Source organism: Leifsonia sp. NPDC014704 (assembly GCF_043083605.1).
In the GTDB taxonomy this organism is placed as follows: domain Bacteria; phylum Actinomycetota; class Actinomycetes; order Actinomycetales; family Microbacteriaceae; genus Leifsonia.
The window spans coordinates 1,127,566-1,140,702 of the sequence record NZ_JBIBYW010000002.1 but is presented as its reverse complement, the minus strand read 5'-3'; the positions used below and the strand labels follow the sequence as shown (position 1 = coordinate 1,140,702).

Here is a 13,137-nt window from a genome sequence, read left to right as displayed (position 1 = left end):
GCCTTCTGCGCGGAGCTGAGAAGAAGCTAGCACGAGCTCCTGCGAGTCCGCGAACCAAAACCGTTAAATCTATCGCGCGTCCCTGTCGACACGCTATGGCGATATACCCCCCCTTTCGGGTGGCCCAGCCGGGCGCTTCGGTGCCGCCGGATCCATCCAGGTCCTTTCCGGAAGAATGGCTGTATGCCCGGCTCCGACACCTTCCGCATCCTCACCGTCTGCACGGGGAACATCTGCCGCTCCCCCGCGATGGAGTTCCTGCTGGCTCAGGCGCTCGAGTCCGATCCGCGCTTCCACGTTGACTCCGCCGGGACGCACGCCGAGCGCGGCTGGCCGGTGAACCCACCCATGGACCGGCTGCTGGAGGACCGCGGGATAGACGTCTCCGAGTTCGTGGCCCGGCAGGCGGATCGGCAGCTGCTCGCCGGATCCGACCTGGTGCTCACCGCGACGCAGCAGCATCTCGCCTGGGTGACCGAGCACGAGCCGCGGATCGTGCGCCGCGCCTTCACCCTGACGGAGTTCGCCGACGCGATCGTCGGGGCGCCCGAGGGCTCTGACCTCCGCGAGCTCGTCGCATGGGCGGCCGCGCACCGTCCGGCCCTCCGCATCCGCTCGCTCGGCTCGCCCACCCGCCGGGGATACGACGAGGGCGACATCCTCGATCCGTACGGTCGCGGCGACGCCGCGTATCAGGCTGCGCTGGGACAGATCGACCCGCTGGTACAACGCATCGCGCCCGCGCTCCTGGAGGCCGCACAGGCGGGCTGACACCCGCACAGGGCACATCCAGCGCACCTCGAGATCTCTTGGTGACAAATCCTCACTATTCCGACAGAATAGGTGAGGAAATCTCAAACCAAGGGGGGAAGCCCGTGACCCGACGCGTCGGCTACGCCGCAGGGGCGTTCGATCTGTTCCACATCGGACACCTGAACATCCTGAAACACGCCAAGAGCCAGTGCGACTACCTGATCGCCGGCGTCGTCTCCGACGAGATGCTCGAGCTCACCAAGGGCATCACCCCCGTCATCCCCCTCGCGGAGCGGCTGGAGATCGTCCAGAGCATCGACTACGTCGACGAGGCGGTCGCCGAGACCGTCCCCGACAAGCTCGACACCTGGCGCGAACTGCGGTTCGACGTGTTCTTCAAGGGCGACGACTGGCGCGGCACCGAGAAGGGGATGCGGCTCGAGCGCGAGTTCGCCGCGGTCGGCGTCGAGGTCGTGTACTTCCCGTACACGATGACCACGTCGTCCACCCAGCTGCGGAAGGCGCTCGCGGTTCTAGCCGGCTGAGTCCTCGTCCGCGCTCGCGAAGCGGTCGGTCGCCTCGATCAGCGCATCCAGGATGCCCGGCTCGTCGAACGCGTGCCCGGCATCCGGGATCATCCGCAGGTCCGCTTCCGGGAGCGCGCGATGCAGATCCCACGCGGTCATCGGCGGCGTGCACACGTCGTACCGGCCCTGCACGATCACGGTCGGGATGCCGGCGAGCTTCTCCGCGTCCCGGATCAACTGGCCCTCCTCGAACCAGCCCCCGTTGACGAAGAAGTGGTTCTCGATGCGCGCGAAGGCGACGGCATGGGTCGGCTCGGTGAACGCCTCCACCAGCTCCGGGCGCGGCAGCAGGGTGATCGTGGACGACTCCCAGCGCGACCAGGCGACGGCGGCGGGAACGTGCACGGCCGGGTCGGTATCGAACAGCAGACGGTTGTACGCACGCATCAGATGCGACCGCTCCCCCGCCGGCACCGGCTCCAGGAACCCCTCCCAGAGGTCGGGGAAGAGCGCTGACGCACCGCCCTCGTAGAACCAGTCGAGCTCCTGCGCGCGCAGGGTGAAGATACCGCGCAGCACGAGCTCGGCGACGCGCTCGGGATGCGTCTCCGCGTACGCCAGCGCCAGGGTGCTGCCCCACGAGCCGCCGAAGACCTGCCAGCGGTCGACGCCGAGGTGCTCGCGCAGGCGTTCGATGTCGTCCACCAGGTGCCAGGTCGTGTTGACGCTGAGGTCGGCGTCCGGCTCGCTGGCGTGCGGGAGGCTGCGGCCGCACATTCGCTGATCGAACAGCACGATGCGGTAGCGCTCAGGATCGAACAGCCGGCGGTGCGCCGGGGTCGTCCCGCCGCCCGGGCCGCCGTGCAGGAAGACGACCGGTTTCCCCTCCGGGTTGCCGCTCACCTCCCAGTACAGCTGCTGGCCGTCGCCGACGTCCAGCATCCCGCTGTCGTACGGCTCGATCTCGGGGTACAGGCTCCGCATGGGTTGAGGCTAGCGGCTCAGAGCCGCGACGCCGGGACGGAGAACGTGTCGCACGCCGCCGCACCCTGCCGGAACCCGGTGGTGAACCAGCGCTGCCGCTGCTCCGCCGACCCGTGCGTCCAGCCCTCCGGGTCGACGCGTCCGGTCGAGGCCTGCTGGATGCGGTCGTCGCCCACCGCCGCCGCCGCGCTCAGGGCGTCGGCGATCTGCTCGTCCGTGATCGGCTCAAGGAAGGGCCGGCCGCTCGGGTCGTCGGTGGTGGATGCGGCGCCCGCCCAGCTTCCCGCGAAGCAGTCCGCCTGCAGCTCGGTGCGCACGCTGTCCGACGCCGGACCGGTCTCCCGGCTGCTGTGCTGCTCCATGATGCCGCCGATGTTCTGGATGTGGTGCCCCCACTCGTGCGCCACCACGTACATCTCGGCCAGCGGCCCGCCGCTCGCGCCGAATCGCGAGCGCAGCTCGTCGAAGAAGCCGGTGTCGACGTACAGGGTGCGGTCGGGCGGGCAGTAGAACGGCCCGACAGCGCTGGTCGCGGAACCGCATCCCGTGCCCGTCTGGCCGTCGAAGAGGATGAACTCGGGCGACGAGTACGTCGCGCCGAGCTCCGGCAGCTCGCTCGACCAGTACGCCTCGAGCGACGCCGCAGCGCCCTTCATGCGGCAGTCGACGCTGGCGTTCGCCTCGGCGCCCGTCGAGCAGTCGACCGCCTGGTCGCCCGTGCCGATCTGCTGGGTGCTGCCGCCCGCATCCCCGCCGACGAGCCCGGTCAGGTCGACGCCGAACAGCTGCGAGACCAGCAGGATGACCACCGCCCCGAGGCCGACACCCCCCGCCGCGATCCCGGCGGTGCGCCCGCGCCGGCGCACCCGACCACCACTGATGTCGGCATTCGGATCGAACGTCATGGCGCACACGGTACGCCGCGACCCGCGACTCCCGGGCGCGTCGGCTGCGGTCTAGGCTCGGCAGCGTGAGCGCATCCACACCCCCAGTGAACGTGACCGTGACCGGGGCGGGCGGACAGATCGGCTACGCCCTGCTGTTCCGCATCGCCTCCGGGCAGCTCCTCGGGCGGGAGACGCCCGTGCACCTGCGGCTGCTCGAGATCCCGGCAGGCCTGCGGGCCGCGGAGGGCACCGCACTCGAACTGGAGGACGGCGCCTACCCACTGCTGCACGGCATCGACGTGACCGACGACGCGCGCGCGGCCTTCGACGGCGTGAACGTCGCGCTGCTCGTCGGCGCGCGCCCGCGGGGGCCGGGGATGGAGCGCAGCGACCTCCTCGAAGCGAACGGCGCGATCTTCGGCCCGCAGGGCGAGGCGATCAACGCCGGGGCGGCTGACGACGTTCGCGTGCTCGTCGTGGGCAACCCGGCCAACACCAACGCGCTCATCGCCAGCGCGCACGCCCCCGACGTGCCGGCGGAGCGCTTCACTGCGATGACCCGCCTCGACCACAACCGTGCCGTCGCGCAGCTCGCGCGGCACCTGCACGTGCCCGTCCGCTCGATCGACGGAGTCATCGTGTGGGGCAACCACTCGGCCAGCCAGTACCCCGACGTCACGCACGCGACCGTCGACGGCCGGCCCGCCACCGAGCTCGTCGACGAGCGCTGGCTCACCGACGAGTACATTCCGCGGGTCGCCAAGCGGGGCGCCGAGATCATCGACGTGCGCGGATCGTCGTCGGCGGCGTCGGCGGCGAGCGCGGCGATCGACCACATCCACGATTGGGTCAACGGCACCGGAGACCGCTGGACCAGCGCCGCCATCGTCTCCGACGGCTCCTACGGCGTGCCCGAGGGTCTGGTGTCGTCGTTCCCGGTCCGGTCGGTCGAGGGAGCGTGGCAGATCGTGCCCGACCTCGCGATCGATGCCTTCTCGCGCGAGCGGATCGACGCCTCCGTCGCCGAGCTCGTCGCGGAGCGCGACGCTGTCCGCGCCCTCGGCCTCCTCTGACCCCTGCCTCCCACGCCAACAGCTCCTGAGTTTTTCCAGCGATCCGGGCGGAATCCGCGGAAAAACTCAGGAGCTGTCGGCGTGGGGACGGGGGCTGGGTCAGCGCTTCTTTTGGGACTTCTCGGGGGTGGGGAGGGTGCCGGCGGCGCGGCGCTCGGCGTAGTAGGCGCGGGCCTCCGCCTGACGCTCCGCCTCGGCGCCCGACGCGATCTTCGCGCGCACCAGCTCCGGGCCGTAGCCGAACGCATCCACCAGGTCGACGGCGTGCGGGCGGATGCGCGTGAGCAGCCGGTCGATGTACGCCGAGACCGCCTGCGCCCGCTGGGGCGAGAGGCGTCCGTTCATCAGGTACCAGGCGAGGTGCTTCTCGATCAGGCCGAAGCCGAACAGGTCGCGCAGCCAGGTGAGCACCTGCTTGGTGCCCGCGTCGGGAGCCTGCTCCAGCGCATCCGTGAACGCCTCCCACTGCAGCAGCTCGCCGTGGGCGCGAGCCGCCTCGATGAGTTCGTTCTGCTGCGAGTTGAACAGCTCGGCCGCGGCCTTCTTGCCCAGCTTGGATGCGGGGCGCAGCCGCCCGGCGATCTGCGCGATCATGGTCTCCACGCGACCGGTCAGCAGTTCGCGCTGCGTGGCCGGCTCCTGCAGCCAGTTCACCGACCGCGCGGTCGACCCGAAGTCGCGCACCGTCTGGGCCACGGAGCGCAGCCCCGTGCCGTGATACGCCTTGCCGGCCGCCTGGGTGACCACGTACCGGGCCAGCGCTCCCGCGTCCGCCTTGGCGAACTTGCGGCTGTAGTCGGTCAGAAGGCGCTTCGCGACGAGCTGCAGCAGGACATTGTTGTCGCCCTCGAAGGTGACCCAGATGTCCAGGTCCTGACGCAGCGAGGTGAGCCGGTTCTCGGTGAGGAAGCCGGCGCCGCCGCAGGCCTCGCGCGCCTCCTGCAGCGTGTCGAGCGCGTGCCACGTGCTGAGCGGCTTGAGCGCCGCGGCGATCGTCTCGAGGTCCTGCCGATCGGTGTCGGTGTCATGCGCGCCGCTGAAGACGTCGTCGAACTTGCGCAGGAAGACCTCGTGGGCGAAGCTCGCCGCGTACGTGGTCGCGAGGCGAGGGAGCAGGCGGCGCTGGTGCCGCTGGTAGTCGAGGATGACCTCCTCGTCGGTCGGGCTGCCCGCCGTGAACTGGCGGCGCTGATCCGCGTAGGTGATCGCGATCTTCAGACCGATCTTGGAGGCGATGACCGCCGAGCCGTCGAGCGATACCCGACCCTGTACCAGGGTCCCGAGCATGGTGAAGAAGCGACGTCCCGGGCTCTCGATGGGCGAGCTGTAGGTGCCGTCCTCCGCGACGTCGCCGTAGCGGTTCAGCAGGTCGGTCCGCGGGATGCGGACGCCGCTGAAGTGCAGGCGGCCGTTGTCGATGCCGTTCAGGCCGCCCTTCTGTCCGTCGTCCTCTCCGCCGATCCCCGGGAGGAAGTCGCCGTTCGCATCCCGGATCGGGACGTAGAAGGCGTGCACGCCGTGGTTGACGTTCTTCGTGATCAGTTGCGCGAACACGACCGCCGCGGTGGCATCGACCGCCGCGTTGCCGAGGTAGTCCTTCCACGCACCGCGGAACGGGGTGTCGATGACGAACTCCTGCGTCTCCGGGTCGTAGGTCGCGGTCGTGCCGACGCTCGCCACATCCGACCCGTGCCCCGTCTCCGTCATCGCGAAGGCACCCGGCACATCCAGCGACATGATCGCCGGCAGGTACTTCTTGTGGTGGTGCTCGGTGCCGAGGTGCATGACCGCGGAGCCGAAGAGGCCCCACTGCACTCCGGACTTGATCTGCACGCTGGGATCGGCGGCCACCAGCTCTTCGAAGGCCGCGATGTTCCCGCCGTTGTCCTCCTGGCCCCCGACCGACTTCGGGAATGCGCGATGCACCTGCCCGTTCTCGACCAGCAGCTTGAGCTGCTCGAACACGCGCTTGCGGTGGTCCGCGACCGAGAGCCCCTCCACCTTCTGCATCTCCGGGCGCGACGAGAGCGCGCGCGACGCCAGTCGCGCCTCCGCCCACTGGCCGAGCAACTGACGGCCGAGGGCTTCGACGTCGACGCGCGGCGTGACACCGGGCGCAGTGGCCGGAGCGGGTGCCTGAGCGGTGGCGGGGGCGGATGCGGGGGTCGCGCTGGGGACGCGTTCGGCAGTGTCGACCATGACCTCTCCTAACGAAAATCGTGGATTCCGCCACGCTACGACCGGCCGCGCGCAACCGGAAAACGTCGGTGCGCCGCCTACAAATCGCGCGTCGGACGCCCCTCCGCCCGATTGTGGAAACCTCCAAAACCGATTGCCTGCGGCGTGACAGCCTGCACAAGGAGTCTGGAACGCGAGAACGCCGCCCCGGGCAACCGGGGCGGCGTTCGTGGAGAGCTCGCGGTCAGGCCGCGCGACGCGGGGTGCGCGGCGTGCGCGCGGCGCGCAGGTCGCGCTGCTGCGGTCGCGGCGACCGGAGCGGCGTGGTGAGCGCCGCGCGTGCGGCGGCCGCACCCTTCAGCTCGATGACGGAACCGGCGGCCACCTGGGTGTCGCGCTCGATGCGCGCGCCGTTGCCGACCATCGCGTTCTCGCCGAGCTTCGCTCCGCTGCCGATCTTCACGCCGCTGCCGACGATGCAGCCCGCACCGATGTGGACGTTGGCGCCCACGAAGGTGCGGTCGCCCACCGTGGCGCCCTTGTCGATCCAGCTGCCGGCTCCGACGTACGCCTCCATGCCGACGCGCGCGTCGGCCTCCACGTAGGCGGTCGGCTCGATGTAGGCCGACTCGGCCACCCGCGCGGACGGCGAGACCAGGCCTCGACCGTTCACGTGACGCTTGTACTTGATGACGGCGCCGGTCTCGTCCTCGAGCTCTTCGATCATTCGTGCCATCTACTACTTCCTCCTCCGAGATCGCCGCAGTAATCGTTCAATGTCATAACGCGGGCGGGCAGGAAAAGATTCCCTGATGACCGCCCGGAACGACGGACGATACCCCGCCTTTCGCCGGGCGCAAAGGGGTCTCTGCGGCGACGCGGTCAGGCGGACGCGACGACCGCGAGGAGGGCCTCGCCGTACGCCTCGCGCTTCTTCGCACCGATGCCGGTGATCCCGTCGAGCTCGGCGAGGGAGGCCGGGCGCGCGGAGGCGACAGCGCGCAGGGTGGCGTCTCCGAAGACGATGTACGCGGGGACGCCCTGCTCACGGGCCTGGCCGGCTCGCCAGCTGCGAAGCGCCTCGAACAGCGGCTGGTCGGCGGCGGCGAGGTCGGCGGACGCCGTGCTGCGGGAGGCGCGCGGCGCGCGCTCGGGACGGTCCGGCTCGCGGCGCATCACCACCGGACGCGTGCCGGCAAGCACCTCCGCGCTCGCCGGCGTGATGGTGAGCACTCCGTACTCGCCCTCGGGCTTCAACAGCTCCTTGGCGATCAGCTGCCGGATGACACCGCGCCACTGGCTCTCGGACAGGTCGTCGCCGATCGCCCACGTCGACAGCCGATCGTGCCCATACTGCTCCACGCGCCGCGTCCGCTTGCCGCGGAGGATGTCGATCAGGTGCCCGGCACCGAAACGCTGGTTGCGCTCGCGCTGCAGGCGCACGACCGTCGAGAGCAGCTTCTGCGCCGGCACGGTGCCGTCCCAGCTCTCCGGCGGCGTCAGGCAGGTGTCGCAGTTGCCGCACGGGCCGGACGGCTGCCCGAAGTAGCCGAGCAGGTCGATGCGGCGGCACTGGACGGTCTCGCAGAGCGCGAGCATCGCATCCAGGTGCTGCGTCATCCTCCGCCGGTGCGCGAGGTCGCCCGGGGAGTCGTCGATCATGCGGCGCTGCTGCACGACGTCTTGCAGTCCGTAGGCGAGCCACGCCGTCGAGGGGAGGCCGTCACGCCCGGCACGACCGGTCTCCTGGTAATAGCCCTCGACCGACTTGGGCAGGTCGATGTGGGCGACGAACCGCACATCCGGCTTGTCGATGCCCATGCCGAAGGCGATGGTGGCGACGACGATCACGCCCTCCTCGCGCAGGAACCGCGACTGCGTCTGCGCGCGACGGGAGGCCTCGAGCCCGGCGTGATACGGCAGCGCCGTGAGCCCGTGCGACGAGAGGAACTCTGCCGTCTTCTCGACGGACGCCCGCGAGAGGGCGTAGACGATGCCCGCGTCGCCGGGGTGCTCGCTGGTGATGAAGTCGAGCAGCTGCTTGCGCGGCTCGACCTTCGGCACGATGCGGTACTGGATGTTGGGCCGGTCGAAATCGGAGACGAAGTGCTCGGCGCCCTCGAGCTTGAGGCGGGACGTGAGCTCTTTGTGCGTCGCCTCGGTCGCAGTCGCCGTGAGCGCGATTCGGGGCACGTCCGGCCAGCGGTCGGCGAGTTCGGAGAGCGCCAGGTAGTCCGGCCGGAAGTCGTGCCCCCACTGGGACACGCAGTGCGCCTCGTCGATGGCGAACAGCGCGATGCTGCCGCGCTCGAGGAACCGCTTGGTCGACTCCGACGACAGCCGCTCCGGCGCGACGTAGAGCACGTCGAGCTCGCCCGACAGGTACGCACGCTCGACGGCGGACCGCGCCGCTCCATCCTGCGTCGAGTTGAGGAAGGCCGCCCGCACACCGACCGCGGTGAGCGCATCCACCTGGTCCTGCATCAGAGCAATGAGGGGGGAGACGACCACGCCGGTGCCCTCGCGCAGCAGCGACGGGATCTGGTAGCAGAGGCTCTTGCCGCCACCGGTCGGCATCAGGACGACGGCGTCGCCGCCGGCCGCCACGCGCTCGATGATCGCCTGCTGCTGCCCGCGGAACTCCTCGTACCCGAACACCGTGCGTAAGGCCTCGGCGGCGGACGCGAACCGCGGCGGCGTCGAGCGGACGACCGGCGCCGCGCGCACCGCGACGCCCGGGGCACCGCCGCTCCCAGCGGGCTCCTCGCCCGGCCACGGCGCACCCGCGTACGGGTCGCCGAACTCGGGCATCGGCGGCTCCTCGTCGAGGGGAGGGGCATCCCTGTCGTCGGGGATCCAGCCGTCGGTGAAGCTCATCCCTCGATCGTATCCGGGGCCGCCGACGATCGGCCGGGCTGAGCAGATCTGTGGAGAACTCCGCATCCACAGGCCGGCCTCCGGTACCATCGCGGACATGCGGCGGCTCATCGTGACCGAGTTCATGACGCTCGACGGAGTAGTCGAGGCTCCCGGTGGCGAGCCCACCCATCGGCATTCGGGATGGACGATCCCGTTCAGCTCCGACGACCTGCGCGCGTTCAAGCTGCAGGAGGTGCTGGAGGCCGAATCCCTGCTGCTCGGCCGCCGCACCTACGAGCAGTTCGCTGAGGCGTGGCCCCCGCGTGACGGCGAGTTCGCCGACAAGATGAACAGCATGCCCAAGGCCGTCGCCACCTCGCGCCCGGCCGAGCTGGGCTGGAACGCGACCGCCCTCGACGTGCCCGTCCGGGCGTCCGTCCAGTCGCTGAAGGATGGCGACGGCGGCCCGCTTCTGGTGGCCGGCAGCGCATCCCTCGTCCGCTCGCTGCTCGTCTGGGGGCTCGTCGACGAGCTGCGACTGCTCGTCTATCCGGTCATGGTGGGCGGCGGCATCCGGATCTTCCCCGACGACCGCGAGAAGTGGACGTTCGAGCTCACCGAGCTGCGTCGCTTCGAGTCCGGGGCCGTCCTCCACACGTACCGGCTGGCCGGGAGCTGATGCCGGCCGCAGTCCTCGGGCTGCTGAGCGCCGTCGTCTACGGTTCCGCCGACTTCCTCGGCGGCGTGGCCGCCCGACGCGTCGGCCCGGTCCGCACGACCGCCGTCGGCGCCGTCAGCGGCCTGCTCCTGCTCCTTCTCGCGCTGCCGTTCACCGGCGGCCACTGGTCGGCAGCCGCCCTCGGCTGGGGCGCCCTCTCCGGGCTGGTCGGCTCGGTCGCCGTCGGGCTGCTGTACGCATGCCTCGCGATCGGGCCGATGAGCATCCTGTCGCCGCTGACCGCCCTGGTGTCCGCGGTTGTGCCGATGGCGTGGGGCCTCCTCGGCGGCGACCGGTTCGGCGTCGTCGGCTATGTGGCGATCGGAATGGCGCTGGTCGCCGTGGTCCTCGTCGGCTTCGTCCCGGAGAAGGGCGCCGTGCGGCCGACCGCCCGCGCCCTGCTGATGGCGGTCGGGGCCGGTGCGATGATCGGCGTGTTCCTCATCCTGCTCGACCAGACGCCCGGGGATTCCGGGGTCGTGCCGCTGATCGCCAACCGCGCGGTGAACGGGGCCGTGATGTGGACGCTCGTCGGCGTCCTCCTGCTCCGCCGACGGCATCGGGTGGACGGGCATCCGCCCCACCTCGAACCGCGCGGAACCGGCATCGCCGCGGCGGGAGGTGCGCTCGACGCGTCGGCCAACGTCCTCATCCTGCTCGGCCTGCGGCTCGGCGACCTGACCACGATGTCGGTGCTCGTCGCGCTCTATCCGGCGGGCACTATCCTGCTGGCCGCCGTCGTGCTGCGCGAGCGGGTCGCGCCCGTCCAGTGGGTCGGCCTCGTGTTGGCCGTGGCCGCCGCCGCGCTCCTCTCCCTCACCTGACCCGCGCCCTCGACCAGGCCCCCGAAGTGCACGTCGTTGCGGCCGCAACCGGCGTGTCGCGCGCAACTACGTGCACCTCAGCGGGTCAGGACACGGCCGGAGGGGGCGGAGTGACCTGCGCGGCCTGCTCCAGCGCGGGGAGAGCGGCGCGGACGGCATCCACCTGCTCCGGACTGAGCTCGGCGAGGATGCCGGCGACAGCCCGGGCGCGGTCCGACCGCGCCTCGAGCAGCAGCGCCGTTCCCGCATCCGTGCCGGACACGAACAGCGACCGGCGGTCCTGCGGGTCCGGGGTGCGCTCCACCAGACCGCGGGCTTCGAGCTCGGCGACGATGCGCGTGATCGTCGGTGCCGCCGCCACCTCGATGGCGGCGAGCTCGCTCGGGCGCAGCGGTCCGTTGCGGACGATGGTCGACAGGGCGGAGAGCTGCCCGTGGCTGAGCCCTCCGGTGGACGACCGGATGCGGCGGTTCAGCCGCCCGACAGCCAGGGCCAGGCGGCCGGGGACATCGTCGTCGCGGCCGGCCGCCGGCCGCTCGTCAGCTTCATGCGCGGTGGGCACCGACTTCCTCGCCTTCCTCGGTGGCCAGCCGCTCGGGTGCGACGGCCTCCTCATGAACATACTTGGCCCCGCCCAGGAAGGAGGCGACGGCGCCGATGACGCTCATGACGGCGGCGGCGATGAAGACGACCACCAGGCCGTCGTGGAAGGGCCCGGAGATCAGCTGCGGGAAGAACTCCTTGCCCGTCAGGGTGGCCCCGTCGACGTGCGGTGCGGTGAGAACTCCCGTCGGCCCGAGCAGGCTCTGGATGGGGTTATAGCCGAGGAAGGCGGCGAACAGGCTGCCGACGGGCGGGGTGTTGCCGACCTGCGCGGCGATGTGCGCGGGGACCCCGTGCGAGGTCAACCCGTTGGTGAGGGCCGACGGCAGCGCGACCGACAGCCCTGCGATCATCAGCGAGAAGAAGATGCCGATCGACAGCGAGCTTCCGGCGTTGAGCGCGACACCGGCCATCCCGGATGCGGCGCCGCGTTCGTTCGCCGGAACGCTGTTCATGATCGCCGTGCGGTTGGGCGACGAGAACAGGCCGGATCCGATGCCGTTGAGACCGGTCAGCACCGCGAACTGCCAGTACTCAAAATTCACCGGGATGAGCAGCAGCCCGACGAAGGTCGCCGCCACCAGCAGCAGGCCGACCGTCGCGAACGCCCGCGACCCGAACCTGTCGGAGAGGGCGCCCGAGATGGGACCGGCGACGAGGAAGCCGATCGTGATGGGCAGCATGTAGATGCCGGCCCAGAGCGGCGTCGACTCGTAGCTGTAACCGTGCAGCGGCAGCCAGATGCCCTGCAGCCAGATGATCAGCATGAACTGCAGTCCGCCGCGCCCGATCGCGGCGAGGAACCCGGCGAAGATACCCGAAGAGAACGCCCGGATGCGGAACAGCCGCATGTCGAACATCGGCGCCGGCACCTTCCGCTCGACGACGACGAACAGCGCGAGCAGCACGATGCCGCCGACGATCGCTCCGAGCACCCACGGGTTGCCCCATCCCTGGCTGGAGTCGCCGTAGGGCTGGATGCCGTAGGTGATGCCGGTGAGGAGGGCGATGAGCCCGATGCCGAACGTGGCGTTGCCGAGCCAGTCGATGCGGCCGGGGTTCTTCTGGCCGACCTCGTGCAGCGACTTGATGGACCAGATGGTGCCGATCACGCCGAACGGCACCGAGACGAAGAACACCGCACGCCAGTCGATCTCGGCGAGCACCCCGCCGAGGATGAGACCGATGAAGCTTCCGGCGATGGCCGCGACCTGGTTGAGGCCGAGGGCGAAGCCGCGCTTGTTGGCCGGGAAGGCGTCGGTGAGGATCGCGGTCGAGTTGGCGAACAGCATCGCGCCGCCGACGCCCTGGACGAACCGCCAGACGATCAGCCACATCGCGCCAGGGCCGCCGCTGAACGGGTCGAGGCAGAGCGCGATCGCGGCGAGCGTGAAGATGACGAACCCGAGGTTGTAGATGCGCACGCGCCCGAACTGGTCGCCCATCCGACCGAACATGACGACGAGCACGGCGGTGACGAGCATGTAGCCCATCAGCATCCAGAGCAGGTAGGAGACGTTGCCCGGCTCGAGCGGGTTGAGCTTGACGCCGGTGAAGATGGCGGGCAGCGAGATGATGACGATCGACGAGTTGATCGTCGCCATGAGCATGCCGAGGGTGGTGTTCGAGAGTGCCACCCAGCGGTAGTGCGGGTGGTCTTTGGTGAAGATGCCGGTGCGGGCCACGGGTGTCCTTGTCAGAGTGCGCGGGAGTACGTGAGGATTCGGTTGT

Annotated in this window: 12 protein-coding genes; 5 read left to right on the top strand and 7 right to left on the bottom strand. The window is 70.4% G+C overall.

The features are described from left to right. Positions 1-183: 183 nt before the first annotated feature. Both ACF1AJ_RS17010 and ACF1AJ_RS17005 read left to right on the top strand, forming a co-directional pair. Positions 184-771 carry a hypothetical protein gene (locus ACF1AJ_RS17010; protein WP_391508419.1) on the top strand — a complete coding sequence of 196 codons (588 nt, stop codon included), beginning with the start codon at positions 184-186 and terminating at the stop codon, positions 769-771. Between the two features lie 104 nt (positions 772-875). Beyond that, positions 876-1,298: an adenylyltransferase/cytidyltransferase family protein gene (locus tag ACF1AJ_RS17005; RefSeq protein ID WP_018192205.1), complete on the top strand. Its 423-nt coding sequence runs from the start codon at positions 876-878 to the stop codon at positions 1,296-1,298. On the opposite strand, the gene pip is transcribed toward ACF1AJ_RS17005, so the two are convergent. Both pip and ACF1AJ_RS16995 read right to left on the bottom strand, forming a co-directional pair. Then, positions 1,287-2,264 (bottom strand): prolyl aminopeptidase, encoded by a 978-nt coding sequence (gene pip / locus ACF1AJ_RS17000; protein ID WP_391508418.1) that lies wholly within the window; start codon positions 2,262-2,264, stop codon positions 1,287-1,289. The genes ACF1AJ_RS17005 and pip overlap by 12 nt on opposite strands. Before the next feature lie 17 nt (positions 2,265-2,281). Further along, positions 2,282-3,169 carry a neutral zinc metallopeptidase gene (locus tag ACF1AJ_RS16995; protein WP_391508417.1) on the bottom strand — a complete coding sequence of 296 codons (888 nt, stop codon included), beginning with the start codon at positions 3,167-3,169 and terminating at the stop codon, positions 2,282-2,284. Positions 3,170-3,234: 65 nt separating this feature from the next. Between ACF1AJ_RS16995 and ACF1AJ_RS16990 the strand changes: the two genes are divergently transcribed. Further along, the gene (locus ACF1AJ_RS16990) at positions 3,235-4,224 is read left to right on the top strand and encodes a malate dehydrogenase (RefSeq protein WP_391508416.1); all 990 of its coding nucleotides are present in this window, start codon (positions 3,235-3,237) and stop codon (positions 4,222-4,224) included. 99 nt (positions 4,225-4,323) lie between these two features. Here the strand turns inward: ACF1AJ_RS16990 and ACF1AJ_RS16985 are convergent, their stop codons facing one another. The 3 genes from ACF1AJ_RS16985 to recQ form a co-directional block, all read right to left on the bottom strand. Further along, positions 4,324-6,423 carry an acyl-CoA dehydrogenase gene (locus ACF1AJ_RS16985; RefSeq protein ID WP_391508415.1) on the bottom strand — a complete coding sequence of 700 codons (2,100 nt, stop codon included), beginning with the start codon at positions 6,421-6,423 and terminating at the stop codon, positions 4,324-4,326. A gap of 223 nt (positions 6,424-6,646) precedes the next feature. Beyond that, a complete protein-coding gene (locus tag ACF1AJ_RS16980; protein ID WP_391508414.1) occupies positions 6,647-7,138 on the bottom strand; it encodes a DapH/DapD/GlmU-related protein in 492 nt (163 codons plus the stop codon). A gap of 146 nt (positions 7,139-7,284) precedes the next feature. Then, positions 7,285-9,279, bottom strand: a complete 1,995-nt coding sequence (gene recQ, locus ACF1AJ_RS16975) for a DNA helicase RecQ (RefSeq protein ID WP_391508413.1) — start codon at positions 9,277-9,279, stop codon at positions 7,285-7,287. Between the two features lie 97 nt (positions 9,280-9,376). Between recQ and ACF1AJ_RS16970 the strand changes: the two genes are divergently transcribed. Both ACF1AJ_RS16970 and ACF1AJ_RS16965 read left to right on the top strand, forming a co-directional pair. After that, a complete protein-coding gene (locus ACF1AJ_RS16970; RefSeq protein WP_391508412.1) occupies positions 9,377-9,940 on the top strand; it encodes a dihydrofolate reductase family protein in 564 nt (187 codons plus the stop codon). After that, positions 9,940-10,803, top strand: coding sequence for an EamA family transporter (locus ACF1AJ_RS16965; RefSeq protein ID WP_391508411.1), 864 nt, complete (start codon positions 9,940-9,942; stop codon positions 10,801-10,803). The genes ACF1AJ_RS16970 and ACF1AJ_RS16965 overlap by 1 nt, the downstream gene beginning before the upstream one ends. A gap of 85 nt (positions 10,804-10,888) precedes the next feature. On the opposite strand, the gene ACF1AJ_RS16960 is transcribed toward ACF1AJ_RS16965, so the two are convergent. Beyond that, on the bottom strand, positions 10,889-11,365 hold the full coding sequence (locus ACF1AJ_RS16960) for a MarR family winged helix-turn-helix transcriptional regulator (protein WP_391508410.1): 477 nt from the start codon (positions 11,363-11,365) through the stop codon (positions 10,889-10,891). Continuing rightward, positions 11,349-13,091: an MFS transporter gene (locus tag ACF1AJ_RS16955; RefSeq protein WP_391508409.1), complete on the bottom strand. Its 1,743-nt coding sequence runs from the start codon at positions 13,089-13,091 to the stop codon at positions 11,349-11,351. The genes ACF1AJ_RS16960 and ACF1AJ_RS16955 overlap by 17 nt, the downstream gene beginning before the upstream one ends. Positions 13,092-13,137 lie beyond the last annotated feature (46 nt).